The 22,743-nt window shown below is 44.7% G+C and carries 19 protein-coding genes; 5 read left to right on the forward strand and 14 right to left on the reverse strand.

Annotated features, from left to right (window positions below):
• Window positions 1-184: 184 nt before the first annotated feature.
• On the reverse strand, window positions 185-832 hold the full coding sequence (gene yfbR, locus AC27EZ_RS15075) for a 5'-deoxynucleotidase (RefSeq protein WP_487136107.1): 648 nt from the start codon (window positions 830-832) through the stop codon (window positions 185-187).
• Window positions 833-1,063: 231 nt separating this feature from the next.
• On the opposite strand from yfbR, the gene AC27EZ_RS15080 reads away from it, so the two are divergent.
• Window positions 1,064-1,240 carry a DUF1328 domain-containing protein gene (locus AC27EZ_RS15080; protein ID WP_487136108.1) on the forward strand — a complete coding sequence of 59 codons (177 nt, stop codon included), beginning with the start codon at window positions 1,064-1,066 and terminating at the stop codon, window positions 1,238-1,240.
• 41 nt (window positions 1,241-1,281) lie between these two features.
• Window positions 1,282-1,476, forward strand: a complete 195-nt coding sequence (locus AC27EZ_RS15085) for a hypothetical protein (protein WP_487136109.1) — start codon at window positions 1,282-1,284, stop codon at window positions 1,474-1,476.
• An 82-nt stretch (window positions 1,477-1,558) separates the two neighbouring features.
• Here AC27EZ_RS15085 and AC27EZ_RS15090 read toward each other — a convergent pair whose 3' ends face one another.
• The 7 genes from AC27EZ_RS15090 to AC27EZ_RS15120 all read right to left on the reverse strand — a co-directional run bounded on the left by AC27EZ_RS15090 (window position 1,559) and on the right by AC27EZ_RS15120 (window position 9,928).
• Window positions 1,559-1,774, reverse strand: coding sequence for a hypothetical protein (locus tag AC27EZ_RS15090; protein WP_487136110.1), 216 nt, complete (start codon window positions 1,772-1,774; stop codon window positions 1,559-1,561).
• A 1-nt stretch (window position 1,775) separates the two neighbouring features.
• Window positions 1,776-4,598 carry a DUF349 domain-containing protein gene (locus AC27EZ_RS15095; protein ID WP_487136111.1) on the reverse strand — a complete coding sequence of 941 codons (2,823 nt, stop codon included), beginning with the start codon at window positions 4,596-4,598 and terminating at the stop codon, window positions 1,776-1,778.
• Window positions 4,588-4,881: a YeaC family protein gene (locus tag AC27EZ_RS15100; RefSeq protein WP_421131684.1), complete on the reverse strand. Its 294-nt coding sequence runs from the start codon at window positions 4,879-4,881 to the stop codon at window positions 4,588-4,590. The genes AC27EZ_RS15095 and AC27EZ_RS15100 overlap by 11 nt, the downstream gene beginning before the upstream one ends.
• Window positions 4,878-5,207: a hypothetical protein gene (locus AC27EZ_RS15105; protein WP_487136112.1), complete on the reverse strand. Its 330-nt coding sequence runs from the start codon at window positions 5,205-5,207 to the stop codon at window positions 4,878-4,880. Before AC27EZ_RS15105 ends, AC27EZ_RS15100 begins: the two co-directional genes overlap by 4 nt.
• A gap of 189 nt (window positions 5,208-5,396) precedes the next feature.
• Window positions 5,397-7,055 carry an alanine/glycine:cation symporter family protein gene (locus AC27EZ_RS15110; RefSeq protein ID WP_487136113.1) on the reverse strand — a complete coding sequence of 553 codons (1,659 nt, stop codon included), beginning with the start codon at window positions 7,053-7,055 and terminating at the stop codon, window positions 5,397-5,399.
• Window positions 7,056-7,196: 141 nt separating this feature from the next.
• Window positions 7,197-8,324, reverse strand: coding sequence for a M14 family metallopeptidase (locus tag AC27EZ_RS15115; RefSeq protein ID WP_487136114.1), 1,128 nt, complete (start codon window positions 8,322-8,324; stop codon window positions 7,197-7,199).
• Between the two features lie 158 nt (window positions 8,325-8,482).
• A complete protein-coding gene (locus tag AC27EZ_RS15120) occupies window positions 8,483-9,928 on the reverse strand; it encodes a glyceraldehyde-3-phosphate dehydrogenase (RefSeq protein ID WP_487136115.1) in 1,446 nt (481 codons plus the stop codon).
• Between the two features lie 122 nt (window positions 9,929-10,050).
• Between AC27EZ_RS15120 and AC27EZ_RS15125 the strand changes: the two genes are divergently transcribed.
• Window positions 10,051-10,944, forward strand: coding sequence for a DUF2989 domain-containing protein (locus AC27EZ_RS15125; RefSeq protein WP_487136222.1), 894 nt, complete (start codon window positions 10,051-10,053; stop codon window positions 10,942-10,944).
• A 150-nt stretch (window positions 10,945-11,094) separates the two neighbouring features.
• On the opposite strand, the gene msrB is transcribed toward AC27EZ_RS15125, so the two are convergent.
• From msrB to malQ, 5 genes are all read right to left on the reverse strand, one after another.
• Window positions 11,095-11,493: a peptide-methionine (R)-S-oxide reductase MsrB gene (msrB, locus tag AC27EZ_RS15130; protein ID WP_487136116.1), complete on the reverse strand. Its 399-nt coding sequence runs from the start codon at window positions 11,491-11,493 to the stop codon at window positions 11,095-11,097.
• 71 nt (window positions 11,494-11,564) lie between these two features.
• The gene (gene gndA / locus AC27EZ_RS15135) at window positions 11,565-13,118 is read right to left on the reverse strand and encodes an NADP-dependent phosphogluconate dehydrogenase (RefSeq protein ID WP_487136117.1); all 1,554 of its coding nucleotides are present in this window, start codon (window positions 13,116-13,118) and stop codon (window positions 11,565-11,567) included.
• Window positions 13,119-13,231: 113 nt separating this feature from the next.
• Window positions 13,232-15,310: a glycogen debranching protein GlgX gene (gene glgX, locus AC27EZ_RS15140; protein WP_487136118.1), complete on the reverse strand. Its 2,079-nt coding sequence runs from the start codon at window positions 15,308-15,310 to the stop codon at window positions 13,232-13,234.
• 22 nt (window positions 15,311-15,332) lie between these two features.
• Entirely contained in the window at window positions 15,333-17,525 is a 2,193-nt protein-coding gene (gene glgB / locus AC27EZ_RS15145; RefSeq protein WP_487136119.1) for a 1,4-alpha-glucan branching protein GlgB, read from the reverse strand.
• A gap of 109 nt (window positions 17,526-17,634) precedes the next feature.
• Window positions 17,635-19,833, reverse strand: coding sequence for a 4-alpha-glucanotransferase (gene malQ / locus AC27EZ_RS15150; RefSeq protein WP_487136120.1), 2,199 nt, complete (start codon window positions 19,831-19,833; stop codon window positions 17,635-17,637).
• Window positions 19,834-20,070: 237 nt separating this feature from the next.
• On the opposite strand from malQ, the gene gap reads away from it, so the two are divergent.
• Window positions 20,071-21,066 (forward strand): type I glyceraldehyde-3-phosphate dehydrogenase, encoded by a 996-nt coding sequence (gene gap / locus AC27EZ_RS15155; RefSeq protein ID WP_487136121.1) that lies wholly within the window; start codon window positions 20,071-20,073, stop codon window positions 21,064-21,066.
• A gap of 113 nt (window positions 21,067-21,179) precedes the next feature.
• The gene (locus tag AC27EZ_RS15160; RefSeq protein WP_487136122.1) at window positions 21,180-22,031 is read left to right on the forward strand and encodes a D-hexose-6-phosphate mutarotase; all 852 of its coding nucleotides are present in this window, start codon (window positions 21,180-21,182) and stop codon (window positions 22,029-22,031) included.
• Between the two features lie 61 nt (window positions 22,032-22,092).
• Here AC27EZ_RS15160 and AC27EZ_RS15165 read toward each other — a convergent pair whose 3' ends face one another.
• Entirely contained in the window at window positions 22,093-22,740 is a 648-nt protein-coding gene (locus AC27EZ_RS15165) for a bifunctional 4-hydroxy-2-oxoglutarate aldolase/2-dehydro-3-deoxy-phosphogluconate aldolase (protein ID WP_421131696.1), read from the reverse strand.
• Window positions 22,741-22,743: the final 3 nt, after the last annotated feature.

Raw genomic sequence — 22,743 nt, forward strand, 5'->3', positions numbered from 1 at the left:
GCATATTTACGCTTCCATATTTACACTCTGGTTATTCAGCCTAACAGTTGTGGGTGTCTATGTTCAGGAAAGGCTTGTGGCTACTGGTTGCGTCCACGGGAGTAAGCTGAAAAGGTGGGTGTCTATGTATAAAGGGGGGTGACACCCAATTAATAGCGCTGCGTTTAGCAGCACGATGTTTTTATTATTTTGTATCTAAATGGAGATTATTGGCGCGCTCTACCCATTCCAAATCTTTTGTTTGCTCATCGAGTGTCGCTTTTGCGTCTTCTAAGAAGATGCGGCAGAAATAATCGACCGATTTCATCTTCTGACGATAACGGTTTAGTTGAACTTCCATTTCATGCATGGCGTTCGCAAATTCTGAGTTAGACTTTGACAGCTCGTAATCACACTTAAGGTAAGCACACAATACATCCGCCGCTTTAGCTAAACGAACATGAATATCATCTTTATCTTGCTCAATTAAAGGTTGGTACCGCGCTTGTAGCGTTTCTGGCAACGTTTTGATCAACATCGCCTCAAACCGCTTTTCTAATTTCTTAATAGCAGCCGTCGTTTCCGGGTCATGATATTTAACAGGGCTTGGTATATCACTCATACCAGCAATTTCACTGCCTTCGTGAAATATCGCCATCGCCGCAACTCGATCAGGATCTACCTCTTCATTAAATACGTCAGCCGCTATTGCACCTAACATATGTGCCACCACCGACGCTTCGTAAACATGAGTAGATAGCATCTCATCTTGAAACTGTGCCATTAACGGCCAGCGTTTTACGTTTCTTGCGCGCTGCATCAACCCTATAAAAGCCGAATGAGAATTTGCCATAATTGTCTTTCCCTATTGTTCGCTTGTTGCATAGTAGCATTTGTATTTTAGGTTTTCCGCACAATGTAAAAAATGCAATGTGTTGTGTAAACCTTTAGCACACCGCTGACTTCAAACAACACAAAAAGCCATTAAAAAGAAATAAACCTTTAATAATTAGAAGCTTAACAAAGCGGCACAGTACTCGCATTAGTATTTGTGTCATTACGGAAGCAAAACAAGGAGATAACCATGTTAGGTTGGGCAATTACATTTTTTATCATCGCCATTATTGCAGCAGTTTTTGGTTTCGGCGGAATAGCCGGCGCAGCGACAGGGATCGCGCAGTTTTTATTCTTTATTTTTGTAGCATTGCTAGTAATTTCGCTAATTGCTAACGCATTACGCGGCAAGGCACCAAGGGCATAACTACACCACTATTCAAAACATCAAAGGATTTGGAGAAATATATGATCACATTAAAATCACTTTTAAAATTAGCGGCTGTTTCAGTATTTGCAATGTCAGTAGTTGCATGTGGAGATGGCGAAGCCGAAAATGCAGGCGAAGAGCTTGATGAAATGGTAACAGACGCAGGTAATGCAGTAGAAGATGCTTGTGAAGACGTAAAAGAAGGTGTCGATGCGAAAGATGATGATTGCTAATCATTACGCATAACACGAAAAAGGGCCGATATTATATCGGCCCTTTTTTATTTGCAGTTCTTTCAAACTGAACGAGAAGCACTTAAGCCTCACTCCCCCCCAATTCACGGGCTAAATCATCGAGCTTAGATAGCGTGGTATCGAACTCACCGAGTACGTACCGATAAGACACATAAACGTGAGTGTCACTTCGACCGAACTTAACGCGTAAGTCATCAGCATCGAAATGTTTTACGGTGTTTAAAAACCGATACGCACGCATCTCGCTTTCAAACACGTACTCAATTTCGTTGTTCATACTAATCAAGCACCTTCGGGTTTGCTTCAATAATTGCCGCAAAACGCGCAAGCAACGCTACCTCTTCAGTATCAACCACACCGTGAGAAAGCCACGCATTAACTACATCACGGGCAGACATACTTTCACCGTGCTCTAATTTATTTGTCATTAATGTAAGCTGCACGTTGGTTCTTATGTCTGACAAATTATCCGGTGTTTGGTTTTCAGTAACCACTTCTAGCGCTACCGTCAGCCACGCTCTATCACGAGTATGAGGGGTGTCTGCGGTAAGTAACGCCAGTAAACGCTTTCCTATTTTCTCACCATCTTCTGTATCAACCTGTGGTATTTCACCACGTTCTAATACGCGTAACAGCGCTGTTGCGCGTTCACGCAACCTGCGGTTCTTTGCCTGCTGTTGACTGTCGTTAAGCTGCTTTCGAATAACACCAATTTGGCGTTCCACTTTTTGCAATTGCGGCTTCGTTAAACCCGGCAAATCACGTTCAAAGTCGTCCAACCGCGCTTTTTTCTCAGTGGCACTGTCAGTCTCTGCAATACTCGTCAACGTCTCAAGTAGCGCTTCAGCCTGGGCCTGACTTGCTTGGTCTTGAGCTTTTCGGCTTTCCTTCAATTTTGCAAAAAGCGTATCGTTTGCCGATTTAAAAGCGCTCCACAGTTTGCTTTCACTACGCTTCCCAGCATGACCAATTGCTTTCCACTGTTTTTGCAATGCTTGGGCTGCGTCAGCGGCCTGCGAGACATCTTGCGCTTCACATAGCGCTAGCGCTTCGTCGACCAATGCAGATTTTTTCTCTGCGTTTGAAAGCCTCCACGCTTTAACTCTCTCTTGATGTGGCGCCAATGCTTCATGCCAAGATTGCTTTAGCGTCTCATATTGCGCCTTTTCAACTTGCCCCGTCACACTCCATTTTTTTGAAAGACGGTCTACCTGCTTTGATAACACATCTTCTGGCAAGGATGCATCTAAAACAGTAGCTTCTTCAACTAGCGCTTTACGGATGGCGAGTGCTTCGGCACGCTGAGCATCTAACTCGGCGTAATGTTGTCTGCACGGCTGAAACGCTTTTTCTAATGCTTCGTCGAACGCGCCTTGCAGCGCTGTATCGTCACCGTCATCGGCACCGGTTAAACTAAGCCATTGCTGCCTTAAAACACGAATTGCTTCACTTCGTTCTTTAATATCACCCGCTTCGCTTTCAGCAAGTTGTTGTGCTTGCTCAACTAACAATGGTTTTCGAGGCGCTGCAAGGTATTGTTGCCACCCTTCCAATCGCTCAATTTCACTTGCTGTATTATCAAAACGAATTTGTAATTGCGATTGCTGCTCAACCGTTAGCCCACTGAAAGAAGCCTTTACTCGGTTAAACTTCGCCATGGCTGCACGAAACCTTCCCTGGCTAACCAAGCTGTCTATGACTGAAAGTTGCTTACGAACACTGTTCATTTCGTTTTTCGAGCGACTTGTTACCTCTCGCTGTTTTGCACGAATATCACGGCGTACTTTTTTAAATCGCGCGTCAATTGACACTGGCGATTTGATTAATTGTGCAGAAATACTGTTGTATTTTTCTTGCAGCGCTTCAAATTGCGCGACCACGCCATCAACCTCGTTAGCATTAACATCGCTTGTCGTCTCAGAACTATCTGCCCCGTCTTCTCTCGCGGCATCCCGCGTTAGTGCCTCAGCACGCTCTACGCATAAAAGTAATTTTTGCGCATACTGCTGCTGCATGGCGAAGGCATCTAACGTCTCATTTAGCGCTGCGGCTTTTGCTTTTGCATTATCAACATTTTGATAAGACATGCGCGTTAATTGCTCAATGGTGGCTTCCACACCTCTGACTGACTCGTTTACCACCGCGACGTCTGCCAGCGTCGCCTCGCACAGCCGCTCGTCAAATAACCAATTGACCTGTTGCTGTGCATGCTCCATCTGCTGTTTGTAGAGTTCTAACAGCGACGTAAGCGCGTCAGCACGCTGCTGGGCTTCCCACTGTGGTTTTATTTGCGCAAGGTAACGGGTAAGTTGTGTATGAATTTTTTCATACTTTACCGCAATGTCTTTAGCTTGTTCATCATCGAGCAACTTTATATCTTGCAACAGTGATGCATACTCAGTTTCAAGCGCTACTTTTTTCGATTCAATTGCTTCGACGTCTTGCTTATCTTTTAACGCTTGGTATTTAGATAAGCATAAGGTAAATGCGCGAGCCAACGCTTTTGGCTTTTGAGCTTCAACGAGTAACGCATCGACACGCGCGTCCAACACAGCTTGCATCTCTTCAGAGGTTACTTTCTTAGCAAGCTTTTGCAGCATAGTAATATCGTTGATAGACGACACGATATGTGCCTTTAACTCATCAGACGACGTGTTTACTAGAACGAACTGCGTAAATGAGGGCTTGTCTACTTTTGTGAGAAGTGCTTTTGCCAACACGGCGTTGTCAATTATCGAGGTGTTTTTGCTCGCCACATGTTGAATTAGCTCAGCATTAGCGTTTTCACGTAAATAAGCATCTCGCTCTGAGTCAGACAATACAATATCGCTCGTTTGTAACAGTGCACTTTCAACCCGCCTTTCAGCAAGGCGTTTTACTCTGTCATTTTTGGCAATCTGAGCCATTTTCTGCCATAGAACAAACGTATTGAGTTTTTCAAGTGCCGCTACACTGACGTCCGCACTGTCGTCATTAAACGCAAGCTCGTGGAGTATTGTTTTTTCTGCTGGCTTTTCTGGTGAAAGGTTGTTGATTGCTTCTAACCGCTTTTCGGGCTTTGAACTGGTATACGATGCTGCAAATAACCGACTAAATATCATCCTGTTTAAACCGCGCTATGGTGTTGTTATCATCTTTTTCATCTACAAGTGCACGTTTAAAATCTTGTTTGCTTTTGTGCACAATTTCGCCATTTCCACCAACCGTCATATGTTCCGACGACTTTTCAATTTTGGCTTGGTACAGCATTACCATCTGCATAGAGCTGGCTTTTTGATCCTCAGTGAGAGGATTTCCATCAGGCCACTTACCTGTTTCCACCGCAAGACGTAGGCGCTCATAAAGCTCTGGCGTCATGCTGTTAACTAATACTTCTACATTCATGAATTAAAACGCTTAATTAATACAATACGGGCACGATTAACCAAATACCAAACAAAGCCCGATACGCTCGCCACTATGGCTAAGTTATGCTGCAAATCACCAGGTTTGGTGCCACCCCAATACATGAAACCAAAACCTGCGACAAAGATAAGCATAGCAATGAGCGACTGGTTTTGAATACTCTGAAGTTTCTTAAACTTTTGTAACTGCTGCTTACGTTCAATGTCTTCAGCACTTGCATTACCAATTTTAAAATCGCAATGCGGGCAGCTGCTTGCCTTATCAGACGTTTTTTTGCTGCATGACGGGCAATTTACTAATGCCATATGTTGCTCCCGTTTGAAAATACATGAGATAAAACCCAAGTAGCGCTAAATAAGTGAGGTGCGCAATAATACTTAACTTAGTTACGCCTGTGAAGCGCAGTTGGTTTTAATGCGCCAATAGATACAAAAAAAGCGTGTAACGACACCCGTTTTTTAACGGATGCCGGAACACGCCTTCATTAGTGACAATTATTTTTTATTTCGTGCCCAATAATCGTTCACTGTTTCTTTCATTTCTTTACTTAACAGCATAATGCCGAACAAGTTTGGAAGGGTCATCACAACGATAGCGACTGCTGATAGCGCCCACACTAACGTGGTATCAGAGAACGCCGCCCAAACAAAACCTGCCACGTAAATCACGCGATAAGGCATTACTGAACGGGGACCAAGCAAATAGGTCATCGCGCGGTCACCGTAATACGACCATGCAATCGCGGTTGAGAAGGCAAACAGCATCAGACCAATCGAAACAATATACTGCCCAAAGTCCCCAAAGAAACCGCGGGTAAAGGCAATCGTGGTCAGCGCAGCTGAATGCACTAGCGATTTACCGCTAATTTCCAAATTGTCTTTAACAGGCTTACCTTTTTCAATTTTAAGCGTACCAGTAAACAAGTCTTCGCTACCCACCGAATATTTCACGTCTTCAGCGACTGAACGAGAGTTTAATAGTGTAAACCCGCCACTAACTGCTGTGCCATTAACTACCGATATAGTGCCGTTAAACGCGTTGACTTCATTACCTTCTACGTCGTTAAGATAACCGTAGAGTTTATCTACATCCGCTTGGTTACTATCATCGTACTTGCCCTCAACAAACAGCATATCTGAACGATCGAAGACGTTTTCGTGCTTCTCTTTCCATACACCGGAAGACAGGATGACTAAGCCGGTAATGGTACAAATAACAATTGTGTCAATGAAAGGTTCAAGTAACGAAACCATACCTTCAGATGCTGGCTCTTTAGTTTTCGCCGCAGCGTGAGCAATAGGTGCAGACCCCTGACCCGCTTCGTTAGAAAACAGACCTCGGTTAACACCACGGTTAAAGGCATATGCTAATGAAGCACCTAAGAAGCCACCCGCAGCGGCAGAACCCGTGAAGGCATCGTTAATCACAGAGACAAACGACGGACCAATATTCTCAAGGTTCGCGAAAATCACGCCCATCGCCCCGATAAGATAAATAACGGCCATCACCGGCACTACACGCGCAGTAAACGCGGCAATCCTCTGAATACCGCCAAGGATAACAAGCGCCAGCAAAATACCTAACACGCTGCCAACCATCCACGGCTCAAAACCGAATGTAGCCTCGATGCTCTGCGCGATACCGTTACTTTGTGGCAAATTACCCGTACCGAATGAGCTGATGACGGTCGCGATAGCAAACGCTACAGCCAACCACTTCATGTTCAAGCGTCTATCCATGTAGTACATGGGACCACCCGCCATGGTGCCGTCTTCAGTTTTTACCCGGTATTTATGTGACAAAGTTACTTCTACAAACTTTGTTGTCATACCTAAGAATGCTGTTACCCACATCCAGAATAATGCTGCAGGGCCGCCAAGGAAAATAGCAAACGCAACACCACTGATGTTACCGGTTCCAACCGTTCCAGATAGCGCGGTAGTTAGTGCTCGGAAATGGGTGGTATCACCCGGATCGCTTTCTTTATCAAACTTACCCGTAACCACTTGCCACGCATGCTTAAAAAATCGAATTTGCGGGAATTTTAGGTATATGGTGAAAAACAACCCCACGCCAAGAAGCACGTAAGGAAACCACCCTGCTCCCCCTAAAAACCCGTCTAGTAAAACGAGAAAACTGTATAACCCTTCCAAGGTGACTCCCCTCTAAATTTTGTTGTTATGATTTCTTTTTTTGGATGTTTTATTTTTCGGTAATGACCGTCGATAACCAAGATGCTTATGGATATAAAAAACGGGTTATTAACCTATCATAATAACCCGCCTAATCTCCTGTTATTTTAACTTGCTGATTACCGCTTTTACCGCGATCAACAAATCTTCACCTAATTGTCTACTGCGCTGTACAGACCAACCGTACACATCATCAGGCACGTCAGCGTTATCTTTAAAAGGCATCTCAACGGTATAAGCCATACACGAGAATTTATGACCAACCGCGTTTGAGGCTACGGTTAGATTGGCCTTACCAGGTTCATCTTTATCGTAGCCGTAAACGTCTTGAAATTCGGGCGTAGCCGCCATCAGTGTATCTTTAAAGGTATTCTCAAGGTCTGCAATGGTTGCGTTATAACCTGGGTTACCCTCAGTACCGGCAACGAAGTTATATGGCAATGCCTCATCACCGTGAAGATCCAAATACATATCAACGCCAATATCAGTCATCGCGTTGAGGACATAAAGTACTTCAGGACTTTTCTCTGCTGTCGGTGTAGCCCACTCTCGGTTGAGGTTTGTGCCTACCGCATTAGTGCGTAAGTGGCCTCTAGCGCTGCCGTCAGGATTCATATTAGGAACAATGTAGAAAACAGCATCGTCAAGCAGCTTTCTTCCTAAGCCATCCTGCTCATCAAGCAAGCGGTAGATTAACCCTTCGGCACACCATTCGGCCATGGTTTCACCTGGATGCTGACGGGCCGTAATCCACACCTTTTTCTTTTCAGGCGTCTCTTCACCAATCACAAGCATTGACATATCTCGACCATCTAGAGTCAAGCCAAGAAAGCGGTGCTCACACATTAAGGACATCTGTGCATCATGAATTAAGTCTAAATGACGCTCATAGCTGTAAGGAATAAAGTACGCGAAGTAAACACTAGGTTGTTCTAGCGTAAGCGAGAACGTTAAGTTATCGCCGTCGAATTTACTTGGCACGCGAAACCATGTCTGGCGGTCATAAGAAGCCAACACATTATACTCTTCCCATCCAGCTGGATACGCTGACTTAGCTAAATTTGTCAGTGTCATGGTGTGCGTAACGAATGTTTCGCCCACTAATCTAAAATGGAACCACTGTGCAAACTCGGATTGATTGTCGTTGGGTATCGAAAGAATGATCTTTTCGGGTGATGCTGCGCTAACAACGTCGATGTTACCGCTATCGAATTGACTGGAAATATGCATGGACTGTCGTTTTCCTTGTTATTTGTGCGCTAATTTAGCATAGACAATAGTAGAAATACTATTGGAAGCCTCGTGTTTTCTGCGCTCAGTAGTATAGGTTTTGTTTACACAAACAAAAAACCGACCACTTTAGGTCGGTTTTTATACAGCACTTAATATTAAAGTGGCAGTGTTGGGAACGTAATCCCCGCCATATCACGCACTACACGCATTACCTGGCAGCTGTAACCAAACTCATTGTCATACCAAACGTATAACGTTAAGCGATTGTCAGCCACAATTGTCGCTTGCGAATCGACGACTGACGCCGCGCGCGAGCCAACTAAGTCTGTAGATACAATTTCTTTACTGGCGGTGTAGTCAATTTGGTGCTGAAGCGATGAAAACAACGCCGTATCGCGCAAGAATTCATTCACCGCGAGTCTGTCAGTGGCAGTCTTAAGGTTTAAGTTAAGAATGGCCAGTGAAACATTAGGCGTCGGTACACGAATAGCATTACCCGTAAGCTTACCTGCTAGTTTAGGGTAGGCCTTAGATACCGCTTTCGCTGCGCCAGTCTCAGTGATAACCATGTTAAGTGGCGCGCTTCTGCCGCGTCGATCACCTTTGTGGTAGTTATCAATAAGGTTCTGATCGTTGGTGTATGAGTGAACGGTTTCAACATGACCGTTATCAATACCATATTCTTCATCAAGCGCTTTTAGCACTGGCGTAATTGCATTTGTTGTGCAACTTGCCGCAGAAATAATAGTATCTTCAGGCAATATTTCATCGTGATTAACACCGTGAACGATGTTCTTGATATCGCCCTTACCAGGTGCCGTAAGTACTGCTTTCGCTGCGCCTTTGGCTTTTAGGTGTAACCCAAGCCCATCGCGGTCACGCCAGATACCCGTGTTATCAACAACGATCGCGTTGTTGATACCGTATTTCGTGTAATCAACTTCATCAGGGCTATTGGCATAGATGACCTGAATATATGAACCGTTGGCTTTTAAGGCATTCTTTTCTTCATCAATTGAAATGCTGCCATTAAAAGGTCCATGGACCGAGTCACGACGAAGTAAACTTGCGCGTTTTTCTAAGTCCCCTTCTCTTCCGCCGCGGACAACAATGGCGCGTAAGCGAAGTTTATTATTCTCACCCTGACGCTCTATCAACAAGCGAGCAAGAAGGCGACCTATACGACCAAACCCATAAAGTACAACGTCTTGAGGTTCTTGTTCATCGTTCTTATCAACAACGTCGTTTAGTTTTTCTTTGAGGTAGGCCGTTAGGTCGGTGTTGTCAACCGCAGAGCCGAAATTAAAATCAAAAGCCAGTTTGCCAATATCTATTTGAGCAGGCGCTAATTGCATGTCATTCAACGCTTCAAGAATAGGAAAGCTTTCTCTTAGGCGTAGTTTAATGCCTTCGTGTAAGCGTACTTTTCTGTGTGCCTTGATGATGTCTGTTGCACTAGCATTAAGTAGTGAGCGACCATAAACAGAAATTTCTATTGCTCTATTTCGGTATAATTTACCGATTAAAGGCAACATCATTTCTGCGTATTCTTGGCGCTCCTGCCAGCTACTTTGTAATTCCTGCTCAAACTGTTGATTCATGCTTCTGCCTTCATTGATGAAAATTAACGGTTATTTGCACGTCAGCTATTGTTATTCTTAGGGTACACTCGGTGAGTTATCGTCTGACGATGACGGGCATAATCTTAATAAAACAACCTAGGATGACCAAATTGTTGATAAATTTCAGAAAACTAACAATAACGTCTACTTCGCGCCGTTTGTTTGGTAATTTTCCAACAAAAACGCTACATACACTTTTCGTATTGCTTGTAAGTTTGGTACTGCAAGGCTGCGGTGACTTCTTCGAACCTACAATCAGTGAAATCTGCGACGAAAACAGCGAGTTATGTCTGGATCTTAGCTTAGATGCCCGCTGTAGGTACGAAAGAGCGGATATTATTCGAATACGTTACTATCACCAAGATGACAAAACGGACGCGTACAAATACCCGTTGTTACTAGCCTTCGAAGATTACTTAGTCTGTGTCGACGAGGTGCAGCACATTGAACATATTAAGCGTAAAGGAAAAGAAGCGACTCGGCTAAAAGGGGTTATTACCGCGCAAAAAGAATTGAAGCGGCTCGCAAGAGAAACGAAAAGCTCTCTTGATCCCTACCTATCTTATTATCATTGGACGCGCTTCAACGATAAAGACGCCTTTCACCGTTTTGAAAGGTACGCAGCAAGCAATAAGGTGAGAGACCCTGAGCTCTTGGTTTCACTAGCTTCGGCACAGATAAAGACAGACCAAGTGCGAACTATCAAAACGCTATATCGGGCATTAAGTTTATACGATGACCCCGATAATATTGATATCGGTATTTACCATTCTCTTGCGTCAATCGGCATGGATACCGAAAATTATCGCATGGCTTACGTATGGTATGGAGTAAGCGAAGCGTTTGATGAGCGTATGCCTTCTATTCAGCGAGAACAACTAGGCGACGCATTTAATTTACCGGTTTCAATCCTTGATAACATTATTGACGATATTGTGTCTTCATTAAATTCAGGCGAGTTTAATGCCGATACGCTGATGCTTGACCGACTGTGATTTTGAAAATGAATTACACTTTCAACGGCTAAAAAAATGAAAAAATCCGCGGTTATGCCGCGGATTTTCGTGTGGTCTTTCGCTACCGAGCCCAAAGAGGTTAAATTTTAACCAGAAGTTCACCTTTCATAGACCCTTTGCTCAGCGCGATTACCCTTTTACTAAGCTGTTGTCCTCACCGTTGAAGGTAAGTGACAATGAGTTCACGCAGTAACGCTGACCTGTTGGCGCAGGTCCATCAGAAAATACATGCCCTAGATGTGAATCACATTGTTTACAATAAATTTCTACCCGACGCATCCCAAGCGAGTTATCTTCACGATAGCCTACGTTTTCAGCGTCAAGTTGTTTGAAGAACGAGGGCCAACCGCAGCCTGCATCAAACTTGGTATCTGATGGAAATAACGCTGCATTACAGCATTTACAAACATAAATGCCCTTGCGGTTTTCATCTAATAATGCACCGGTAAATGGTCGCTCTGTGCCCGCTTCTCGGCACACGCGATATTCGTCTTCACTTAGTTTATCTTGCCACTCATTATTTGACATTTTTCTCTCCAAACAAAAAAAGGTGTATTTAACAATACACCTTTTCAGACATTATCAGTGAAAGGGTTATCTTAGCGTTTGATAGCCGTTTCGGGGCGAGCTGGATCACTCCACTCGATGTGGTACTTCTTCCCAGGCGCTTTATCAACGCGTTGATAGGTATGCGCACCAAAGTAGTCACGTTGCCCTTGCAGCAGGTTCGCCGGCAATACTGCTGTTCTATAAGAATCGTAATAACTCAGTGCTGACATCATCGCTGGGCATGGAACACCAGCTAGTGTTGCCTGCGCAATAGATTGACGCCAATCAGATTGATACTCAGAAATTTGCTGGGCAAAGAATGGGTCCATCAACAGGTTTGATAGATCTTCATTGGTTTCATACGCTTTCGAAATGGATTGCAAGAACACAGCACGAATAATACAGCCTGCTCGCCATATCTTTGCAATTTCGCCGAACTCTAATTTCCATCCGTGCTCTTTGCCTGCCATCGCCATCAACTGGAACCCTTGCGCATATGCACAAATCTTTGAGCAGTAAAGCGCTTGTTCAAGCTGATTTACGATAGCCATCTTTTCTTCATCAGAATAGGTTACTGCGTCAGGACCTGTTAACACTGCGCTTGCAGTTACACGCTCTTCTTTCAAGCTTGAAATACTGCGCGCAAAGACTGCTGACGTGATGGTTTGTGCTGGGCTGCCCACCTGAAGCGCACTGACTGCCGTCCATAGGCCCGTCCCTTTTTGTCCGGCTCTATCTAGAATTACATCTACTAAAGGCTGCTTGGTTTCTGGGTCAAGTTGCTCTAACACTTCGGCACTAATTTCGATAAGGTAACTATTTAGCTTTCCATCGTTCCAACGTCTAAATACTTCTGCTATTTCCGCAGGCGCCATATGAAGCGCTTCGCGCATAACATGATAGGCCTCGCAAATAAGCTGCATATCAGCATACTCGATACCATTATGAACCATTTTCACATAGTGACCGGCGCCAATAGGGCCTATATAAGTGGCACAAGGTTCGCCCTCAATTACAGGCTGTCCCGGTGTCGTGCTCTCTATTGGCTTACCGGTTTGTGGATCGACTTTCGCTGCAATTGATTTTAATACTGGCTCAATGCGAGTCCATGCGTAAGGATTACCAGAAGGCATTAGAGAGGGACCAAATCGTGCCCCAACTTCACCACCAGATACCGCTGTTGAGAAAAATACGAATTTTCCTCTGTACTGCTCCTCGCGAGCAACGCTATCGGTCCATAGTGAGTTACCAGTATCAACGATTATATCGTCAGCGTTAATTCCAGCATCAATGAGGTGGTTACAAACATGGTCTACGGGATCGCCTGCCGGCACAGACAAGATAATAAGATGAGGCGCTTTTAATTTGCTAAGAAGCTCTGTGTATGAGCTACACCCTTCAACGCGTGGCGCAGTTCCTTCGGCTCTTTCAGACGCATCCTTGGTTAGGATAGCGTCAACTTTCTGCTGATCTAAGTCAAAGCAAGCAACACGATAACCATGGTCAACCAAGTTCATCGTTAAGTTACTGCCCATCACACCTAATCCGATAAAGCCAATATCGCACGCGATCGATGTGTTCTGATTTCCACCTTCATTTTGCATAGGTTCACCCTCACATTCCAGATGGGTGCGCATGATACCATCTGGATAAATAAAGAACAGCTTATCATGACAATATCGATACGGTATGCCGCTTTTGTCGTCAACGGTAAAGCTTACGGCGTAATTTCACTAAAACTAAACAATGCTAACGAGCGATTTGCTTGCAAGAATACTTTTTGAATGCAAATAGATGGCTGATCATCTAACGACGCGTAGCGTGTGTCTAGATGCAGTGTCCATCCTCCGCTCTTTGGTGGTGTAGGAAGGTGAAACCTGACATCGTTATCGCTGGCGTTAACACACAAAAACCAGTGCTCCACGGAGCTATGAGCAGAAGCACACCCTTTTATTTCAACGCCGAATGCTTTGTTATGTTTTGCGTTCCAATCCTCAGATGCTTTGTCAGATCCATCTGGTTTAAACCAATTAATCTGACTAACATTTCTGCCCAGGGTGAAATGGTCATCATCGAGCTTTAATTCACTGAGTAAACTTGACGTTTGACGCAGTCGGACGGCGTATTGGCAAAACGACAAGAAATCTTGTTTTCTCTTGTTAAGGGACCAATTAAACCAACTTATGGGGTTGTCCTGACAGTAGGCGTTGTTATTGCCGTTTTGTGTCCGACTTAATTCGTCCCCCCCTAAAATATGCGGGGTTCCCTGAGAGAAAATTAAGGTCGCAAATAAATTACGTTTCTGGCGTTCACGCAATTGGATGATTGCCGTGTCAGTGGTCTCGCCTTCAATGCCATAATTGTGAGAAAGGTTATGCCCATGACCATCACGGTTATCTTCTAAGTTGTCTAAGTTATGGCGCTCTGAGTATGTCACCATGTCGTGAAGCGTAAAACCATCATGATAAGTAATGTTATTGACCGAGGTGGAAATATGGCGCAGCCCTTTGTGAAATATGTCTCGCGACCCCATTAACCGCGTCGCAAAATCTGCCGTTACACCATCATCAGAGCGCCAAAACGCACGCACCGTATCTCGGTACTTATCGTTAACTTCTAACCATGGCGAAGGAAAGTTTCCAACCTGATAACCGTTAGGTCCAATATCCCAAGGCTCAGCAAGTAATACTTTATCTTTCAATGTAGGATCTTGGCTAATGGCCCGTAACAGGCCAGATGTTTTCGTATATTCTTGAGGCTCTCTTCCTAGCGCAACCGCTAAGTCAAACCTAAAACCATCAACACCAACCGTAGAGACCCAGAAACGCATAGCATCTAATATCATCCCCATCATAAATGGGTCGCTGGTGTTTATCGTGTTTCCACACCCAGAATGATTTGAGTAGACCGTGTCTTTTTTGTCGGTGGTTTCTAGTAAATATGCGTTGTAAGGGCAAAGCCCTTTAAACGAGAGGATTGGGCCCCCGTGCCCGGCCTCAGCAGTGTGGTTGTACACCACATCAAGGATAACCTCTAGTCCGGCTTCATGGTAAGCCGCTACCATCTGCTTGGCCTCATCGAGCGCATTATTCACCCCATATCGAGGCTCAGGGGCAAAGAAGTTTATCGGGTTGTAGCCCCAATAGTTGGTTAATCCTTTATCAGTAATAAAGGGCTCAGGCATAAACGCATTAACCGGCATAAACTGCACGGTAGTAACACCAAGCTGCTTAATGTGCGCAATAACGCTTGGGTGCGCTGCACCCAGAAATTTACCACGATGCTCAGCAGGTACGTCTGGATGTTGTTTCGTCAGCCCTTTTACGTGGGCTTCATAAATAATGCGTTTATGTTTTCCTATAGGAACTAACGTAGCACATGGCGGCGTTAGCTCGTCTTCGCTCAACACAACGCCCTTTGGAACCATAAACTGTGAATCATGCTTGTAACGTCGTTCGTCCCATTGTAACGGGCGACTGAGCTTTTTAGCGTAAGGATCGATAAGCAATTTATCCGTCGAGAAATCATGAAGGCTATTATCTTGCCCTTCAACCCGATACCCATAATATTGCCCTGCTAGAATCGATGGAACAAAGCCATGCCACACATCACCGGTTTTCTCCGGTAATGGGCATTCAGCAATTGTTTCTTCCGTATCGCCATTGAACAAACACAACATTACCGATTTTGCATTTGGCGCGTAAATGGCAAAGTTACACCCCTCTGGCTTTAGCGTTGCGCCAAGAGGAGTGGGTTCACCATTTTGTATAGTAGAAAATGCTAGCTCATTATCCATCAATTGCTTCAGTATCCTTAAATTACGCTGTCACGTAGAAAATGGTTGCCAATGGTGGCAGCGTAATATCGACAGATTGCGCGCGCCCATTCCACGGTACCGATGTAGGTGTAAGGGTTTGCTCTACCGCAAAGTCACTTCCTCCAAACTCACTCGAGTCGGTATTTAATAACAGCGTGAGAGGTTCGTTGGTATCAACGCCAATTCTAAAATGCTCTCTTGGCACAGGTGTGAAGTTACTTACTACGTACACCTTTTGTTTATTTCCCTTCGCACTGCGTACGAATGAAACAATACTCTGCGACGCATTGTCGTGGTCTAGCCATGCAAACCCTTCGTGAACGTGATCTTGTTCGTACAACGCGGGTGTATCGCGGTACATATGGTTCAGAGCACGATACACCGCTTGAATGCCTCGGTGCTTATCACTCTCTAACGCCGCCCAGTCTAAGCCAGCATCATGATTCCACTCTTTAAATTGACCAAGCTCGTTACCCATAAAGTTGAGCTTTTTGCCAGGATGACCATACATGAAACCTGCATAACATCGAAGATTTGCCGCTTGTTGCCACTCGTCGCCCGGCATTTTGCGCAACATGCTCCCTTTTCCATGCACCACTTCATCGTGCGAAATGGGCAATACAAAATTTTCATCAAACGCGTACACCATACTGAACGTAATATCGCCATGATGATAGTTGCGATAAGCTGGGTCTTTTGAAATATAATTCAAAGAATCGTGCATCCACCCCATATTCCACTTAAAGCCAAACCCAAGCCCACCATCAAACACGGGCCTTGATACTTTAGGGAAGGATGTGGATTCTTCTGCAATGGTCATTGCATCTGGAAACGCATTGTAAACCTCTTCGTTCATCCACCGCAGTAAACTAATGGCTTCGTAGTTTTCATTACCACCGTCAACATTGGGGATCCATTCTCCATCGTTTCTGGAATAATCTAAATAAAGCATTGAGGCAACGGCATCCACACGAAGCCCATCGATATGAAATTTATCTAGCCAATAAAGTGCGTTGGCAACCAAAAACTGCCTTACGGTGTCTTTGCCGAAATCGTAGATACAAGAGTTCCAATCAGGGTGCCAGCCTTTTCGTGGATCGTCATATTCGTATACATGCGTTCCATCGAAACGTGCGAGGCCATGGGCGTCTTCTGGGAAATGCGCAGGAACCCAGTCGATAATAACGCCAATGCCCGCTTGGTGGCACTTGTCTACGAAGTATTTGAAGTCATCTGGTGAACCAAAGCGGCTAGTGGGAGCAAACATACCGACAGGTTGATAACCCCAACTTCCATCAAATGGGAACTCTGAAACAGGCAGTAACTCTAAGTGCGTATACCCCATATCTTTCACATAACCAATCAATTCATCGGCTAATTCGTGATAAGAGAGATAACGTCCATCGCTATCTGCATCTGGGCGCTTCCAAGAACCAAGGTGTACTTCGTAAATGCTCATAGGCTGCGCGTATTTATCGCGCTTTCTAGAGGAAAGCCACTCAGCATCATTCCATGCATAGTTATCGTGGTTGTAGATTTTCGATGCATGTGACGGGTATTGTTCCGCACTAAAGCCTAATGGGTCAGCTTTGTGTGGCAGCTCGTGGCCGTTTGCATCTTTTATTTGATATTTGTAACGAGCGCCTTCGGTAACATTGGGTACAACCAATACCCAATATCCCATGGACGTTTTCTCCATTGGGTGAAGGCTTCCGTTCCAGTGATTAAAATCACCTATTACAGACACAGCAGAGGCGTTAGGGGCAAAAACACAAAATCGAACAACATCAAGGTGCGCGTTATCTGACAGTGTGAGCGACAATAACTGAGCACCGGCTTGTTCGTATAAATTCGCTGGTTTACTGTCAATAAAGTGTACGGCGTGAAACGCTTCGTCTTTAAACTGATACGCGTCAACATAGCTATAATCATTGCTGCCAGCAGTGACATCTACGCGATAATTTTTGCCGTTGCATGTGTTTGGCACTGTCCCTTCAAACAAGCCTAAATCACTGACTTTCTTTAATGCAAGTGAAGCGCTTTTCTTTTTCCCTTTTTCAAGCCACGTCAACGAAACGGTGTCGGCACCCGGTTGCCATACTCTTACTTTATCCCCGTCATTTGTGCTCGTCACGCCAAGTGACGAATACGGATGGGTACACGACGCGTTCTTAAGTTGCTGTGCTAACTGCATTAAATACTCCTGTTAAAAACCCGCTAATCACGGGTTCATTACCTGTAATTTAGGCGATAGTAACCACGCTTACTATTCGCTATTTCTGCATTTAATGGCTATGTAATCCCTAGCCATTACCTGCCTTTTTACGTGCATGGGTTAGCTGATGTGCTAGCCCAGTTATAGCATGATTATGAAAAATATCCTCGACGTTCTGTGTTAGCTTTCTGCGCCAATTCGGATACTCGTTAAACGTACCGGGAATATTCACCGGCTTATCCATTTGTAACCAATCTTCTAGCTGCAAACTCAACAATGCGCTAGAGCCCTTCGCCATATGCACTTGCATCGCATAATTCAACGTTTCTGTCATTGGCGTATTGTTCACATCGCGGCTTACTCGGTCATCTACTGAGCCATGACCATGAAGTGAATCTAATATCGATTGCTTATTGTCATGACGGTCGGTGTAAAGCGTTTGTAGCACCTCATCAGTAGGGTAAAGCCCTAACGTCTTACCGAGTTCTAAGTCTAAACAATGCCAATAACCAATAAGGGTGGGCATATCGTGTGTGGTAAGTGTCGACATAGACTGAACGGGGTAATGACTAGGAGAAAAGAAGCCACCGTCTTCGGCTTGCTCGAAGAAAAATACGCGATAAGAATACACGCCATTATCTGCAAGTTTGCTGCGAATTTCTTCAGGCACAGTTCCAAGGTCTTCACCTATAACTAAGCTTTCATTACGATGGCTTTCGAGCGCTAAAATGCCAAGAAGGTCGTCAACGGGGTAGTAAACGTATCCGCCTGCTTTTGCATTATCACCTCGATATACCCACCACAGACGCAGCAATGCCATCACGTGGTCTATACGTAATGAACCGCTTGATGCCATATTTGCAGAGAACAAATCAATAATGGGTTGATACGCCTGCTCGTACAATTTACGAGGGTCCATGGGAGGAAGTCCCCAATTTTGTCCCAGTGGACCTAAGATATCTGGCGGCGCACCGACACTCGCATCGGTACAATACAAGTCCTTGTTACCCCAAATTTCAGCACTTCCCTCACTAACGCCTACTGCCAAATCACGATACAAACCAATCGTCATCCCACAGTCTGTCGCTTTCTGGCTGGCGGCTTCTAATTGTTGTGCGGCAATCCACTGTAAAAATAGATAAAATTTCACTTCTTTGGCATTGGCTTTTTTAAACTTAGCAACCGCGGCGTTGTGATAATCTTGGAATTCTTTCGGGAATACAGGCCAACCCCAGCTCTCTTTACCTTTTGCTTTTAGGTCTGATTGCAGTGCATCATAAACGGCTAACGTGTCAAGGCTCTCTCCGCCCTCTTCCACAAATGCCTTGAATGCTTTGTTTTGTTTCGTATTCTTTTTTAGAAAGCGGGCGTCATACACCTCAAACACAGCACGTAACGCTTGAAGTTTAAGCTGTGCGACAGCCTCATAATCAACATGCTCAACGTTTCGAGCATGCTCAAGGGTTGCGGTAAATGCCTCTGACTTGACAATAGATTGAACACTATCGTCTTCGAAGCCATCAACCGCTGTTGGGTCGATATATAAATAATTTAACCAACGGCGCGAACTTGGACCATAAGGAGAGCACGCATTGGGGTTAGCAGGATATAAAGCGTGTATAGGGTTTAAGCCTATAAAATCTGCGCCTACGCCCGCTGCATTTTCAATGAGCGTCGTTAAGTCGGTAAAATCACCTATACCCCAGTTACTTTCACTTCTTACGCAATAAAGCTGAACGCTTAACCCCCATACTTTCTTGCCTTCTTTTATTTCTTTTGGTGTAAAACACGCTTTAGGAGCCATAATCATACGGCATTCGCCGAAAGTATCGCCATCTGCCGATAAAGAAAGCGTGTGATAGCCTATTGGGAGAACCATTGGCAAGGTGACAACGTATTCATGAAACTCTACATCGTCGATGTGAGCCATTGTGGTCATTTCAGCATCTACGGGGGTAAAGGTATGCGACAGGGTTTCGCCTGACTCTAGTGTAATCGTTAGCACATGTTCATCGTTTACCAGCTCTAGCGGTAATCGAACGGGAACATTAATAGTTTCATCGGTACGAATAACATGAACAGGATTAAGTACAGATAACCATACTGAATTGATATCGTCTCTCATTTGAGATGCTATCACTTCATCGTTATCCGTGTCATAACCAAGCGCATTGAGTAACTTGGTTTTACTCGATTCTGCGATGGTTGCTGGTTTGCCCCACGCGTCAACATAGTGGGTTTCTATTCCACGCATTTCAACCAGTTGTTGCAGACGTTGTTGTGTCATCTTTGTTGTTCCTGTTTTTCAATGAAAGGCACGCGATCGAAAAATGCCGATTTTGTATTAATACAATTTATTAACATTATTCTAGAAACATGCGTTCGGTGAAAACTGAATACGATTGCATAAGTATTTGTTTGTAATTTTGCAACACTTTTGCTTTTTCTTTTGCCAATTATGCCATTTTGATCCATACTTTACGTAATTTATTTTCACATTTATACTAATTAATAGGGGTACGCCATGACAATTCGCATCGGTATTAACGGTTTCGGACGAATCGGACGCTTAGTAATGCGAGCTGCAGCGGTTCGTGAAGACATCGAAGTGGTTGCAGTAAACGACCTTCTAGACACAGATTATATTGCCTATCTACTCAAGTATGACTCTACGCATGGATTATTCGACGGCGAAGTAAAGGTAGATAACAACAACCTTATTGTAAATGGTAAAACAATCCGTATTACTTCAGAGCGCGATCCTTCTGCTCTAAAGTGGAATGAGGTTGATGTTGACGTTGTTGTAGAATCAACAGGCCTTTTCCTTACGAAAGAGACAGCATCAAAGCATTTAGAAGCAGGGGCGAAAAAAGTCGTCATGTCTGCGCCTTCTAAAGACGACACGCCAATGTTCGTTATGGGTGTAAACCAAGACAGTTACGCAGGCGAAAACATTGTTTCAAATGCGTCATGTACAACGAACTGCTTAGCGCCTCTCGCTAAAGTACTAAATGATAAATTCGGTATTGTTGATGGCTTAATGACAACAGTACACGCAACGACAGCGACACAAAAAACCGTAGACGGCCCATCAACAAAAGACTGGCGTGGTGGTCGTGGCGCGGGCCAAAATATCATTCCATCATCGACTGGCGCAGCGAAAGCAGTAGGTAAAGTCATTCCAGAACTTAATGGTAAATTAACAGGAATGGCCTTCCGTGTACCTACGCCCAACGTATCAGTCGTTGACCTTACGGTCAATCTAGCCACACCTACCAGCTACGAAAACATTTGTGCTGCGATGAAAGAAGCGTCAGAAGGTGAGCTTAAAGGTATCATGGCTTACACTGAAGATGCGGTTGTGTCTAATGACTTCATCGGTAATCCAAATACATCAATCTTCGATGCCACTGCAGGTATTGCACTAACAGACACCTTCGTGAAGGTAGTGTCTTGGTACGATAATGAATGGGGTTACTCAAACAAGGTTCTTGATTTAGTGGCTCACGTTTCTAAATAAGGGTGGCGTAAGGTCACGCCTTATACCCAATCGATAAAAAAGGTGCGAATAATATTCGCACCTTTTTTGTTTTAGATGCACAATAGTCTTTTTTGTCCGTTCATGGAGAACGTATGGATACGGTCACTTCCGTTACAATAAGTGAGGCGAACGGCCTTACCTTCCTCAATGTCGATAACGAGTTCGCTACTGCTCAAATTAGTTTGTTTGGCGGGCATGTACTTTCGTTTATTCCCAAAAGCGATAATACAGAGAGGTTATGGGTAAGCCCTCATGCATATTTAAATGGCGAGCGGCCTATACGCGGTGGAATTCCCGTCTGTTGGCCGTGGTTTAGTGACGATCATGGCCGTGACAAAGGTGCGCTGCCCTCTCATGGTTTTCTGCGCACTCAAGTATGGAAGCTGATTAGCGCAACAGAAGATGGAACGGGTACACATATTACCTTATCGCCACTGTTTACTCGTGCTGAAGGGTTTGAGTACGACTGCGATGTAACGTTAACTGTTGTCATTGGCCGCGCGCTTGACGTTTCCCTTACCACTAAAAACACAGGCGTTGCCCCCTTTACTTTCAACTGTGCCTTGCATACCTACTTTAGTGTTTCGCATATTAAAGACACGGCATTAGCGGGTATTAACCATCAGTACAAAGATAAAACGGCTGACTGGGCCATTATGCCTGCGCCCAAACCATACACCATTTCACAAGAAACAGACCGTATTCATTTGGGTGCGGTAGAAAGGGCAACCATCGAGCAAGAGGGTAAAGGGTTTACCGACGTTATCTCGTCGGGCAGTGACAGCTTAGTAGTTTGGAATCCGTGGCAAGGAGCCGCATCTATTTCAGACATGGATGCGTTTGGATACAAACATATGTTATGCGTTGAATCTGCGGTTACCCAAGGCTTAGAAGTCGCACCAGGGGCTTCGCATACGCTAACCCAACGGGTTGTGCCGTTATAGTCGTCGCGATAGTGAAGCAATCAGATATAAAAAAACCTGCGTAAAGCAGGTTTTTTTATCGTTATGCGTGTTTAACGCCCGCCACGGCATCTTTTGCAAGTTGGGTTATTCTATCCCAATCACCCGCTTCTATTGCATCGTCTGGCGCCAACCAAGAGCCACCAACACACTTAACGTTTTTAAGTGCAAGGTAATCGTTGTAATTACCTGGACCAATACCGCCCGTTGGACAGAACGTTACATCAGGAAACGGACCGCTAATAGATTTAATCGCGTTTACACCACCAGAAGCTTCTGCTGGGAAAAACTTAAGGTGGGTATAACCTGCGTCTTTACCTTTCATAAGATCTGATGTTGAGGAAATACCTGGGATAAGAGGAATATCAGCTTCCATCCCTGCTTTTAACAAATCCGCAGTCATTCCTGGGCTAATCGCAAACTTAGCACCGGCTTCAGTCACCGCTTTTAGCTGCTGCGCATTAGTCACAGTGCCCGCGCCAATTAGCGACTCTGGCACTTCTTCCGCAATACGTTTAATAACGTCAATCGCTGAAGGCGTTCTTAACGTCACCTCTAGCACTTTAATGCCGCCAGCCATTAGCGCTTTTGCCAATGGTACAGCCTTCTCTACATCGTTAATCACCAACACAGGGACAACCGGGCCCGCTGCAAAAATTTCTTCCGGTGAATATTTCCAATTCGTTGTCATAAT

Source organism: Alteromonas sp. 4NH20-0056 (genome assembly GCF_057539655.1).

Bases quoted from the DNA above. Each gene is read 5' to 3' on its own strand.
- AC27EZ_RS15105 (WP_487136112.1), bottom strand. From the start codon at position 5,207: ATGGCATTAGTAAATTGCCCGTCATGCAGCAAAAAAACGTCTGATAAG.
- AC27EZ_RS15100 (WP_421131684.1), bottom strand. From the start codon at position 4,881: ATGAATGTAGAAGTATTAGTTAACAGCATGACGCCAGAGCTTTATGAG.
- AC27EZ_RS15120 (WP_487136115.1), bottom strand. From the start codon at position 9,928: ATGAATCAACAGTTTGAGCAGGAATTACAAAGTAGCTGGCAGGAGCGC.
- yfbR (WP_487136107.1), bottom strand. From the start codon at position 832: ATGGCAAATTCTCATTCGGCTTTTATAGGGTTGATGCAGCGCGCAAGA.
- AC27EZ_RS15115 (WP_487136114.1), bottom strand. From the start codon at position 8,324: ATGCATATTTCCAGTCAATTCGATAGCGGTAACATCGACGTTGTTAGC.
- malQ (WP_487136120.1), bottom strand. From the start codon at position 19,833: ATGACACAACAACGTCTGCAACAACTGGTTGAAATGCGTGGAATAGAA.
- glgB (WP_487136119.1), bottom strand. From the start codon at position 17,525: ATGCAGTTAGCACAGCAACTTAAGAACGCGTCGTGTACCCATCCGTAT.
- gndA (WP_487136117.1), bottom strand. From the start codon at position 13,118: ATGCAAAATGAAGGTGGAAATCAGAACACATCGATCGCGTGCGATATT.
- msrB (WP_487136116.1), bottom strand. From the start codon at position 11,493: ATGTCAAATAATGAGTGGCAAGATAAACTAAGTGAAGACGAATATCGC.
- AC27EZ_RS15080 (WP_487136108.1), top strand. From the start codon at position 1,064: ATGTTAGGTTGGGCAATTACATTTTTTATCATCGCCATTATTGCAGCA.
- AC27EZ_RS15165 (WP_421131696.1), bottom strand. From the start codon at position 22,740: ATGACAACGAATTGGAAATATTCACCGGAAGAAATTTTTGCAGCGGGC.
- glgX (WP_487136118.1), bottom strand. From the start codon at position 15,310: ATGGATAATGAGCTAGCATTTTCTACTATACAAAATGGTGAACCCACT.
- gap (WP_487136121.1), top strand. From the start codon at position 20,071: ATGACAATTCGCATCGGTATTAACGGTTTCGGACGAATCGGACGCTTA.
- AC27EZ_RS15125 (WP_487136222.1), top strand. From the start codon at position 10,051: ATGACCAAATTGTTGATAAATTTCAGAAAACTAACAATAACGTCTACT.
- AC27EZ_RS15090 (WP_487136110.1), bottom strand. From the start codon at position 1,774: ATGAACAACGAAATTGAGTACGTGTTTGAAAGCGAGATGCGTGCGTAT.
- AC27EZ_RS15085 (WP_487136109.1), top strand. From the start codon at position 1,282: ATGATCACATTAAAATCACTTTTAAAATTAGCGGCTGTTTCAGTATTT.
- AC27EZ_RS15160 (WP_487136122.1), top strand. From the start codon at position 21,180: ATGGATACGGTCACTTCCGTTACAATAAGTGAGGCGAACGGCCTTACC.
- AC27EZ_RS15095 (WP_487136111.1), bottom strand. From the start codon at position 4,598: ATGATATTTAGTCGGTTATTTGCAGCATCGTATACCAGTTCAAAGCCC.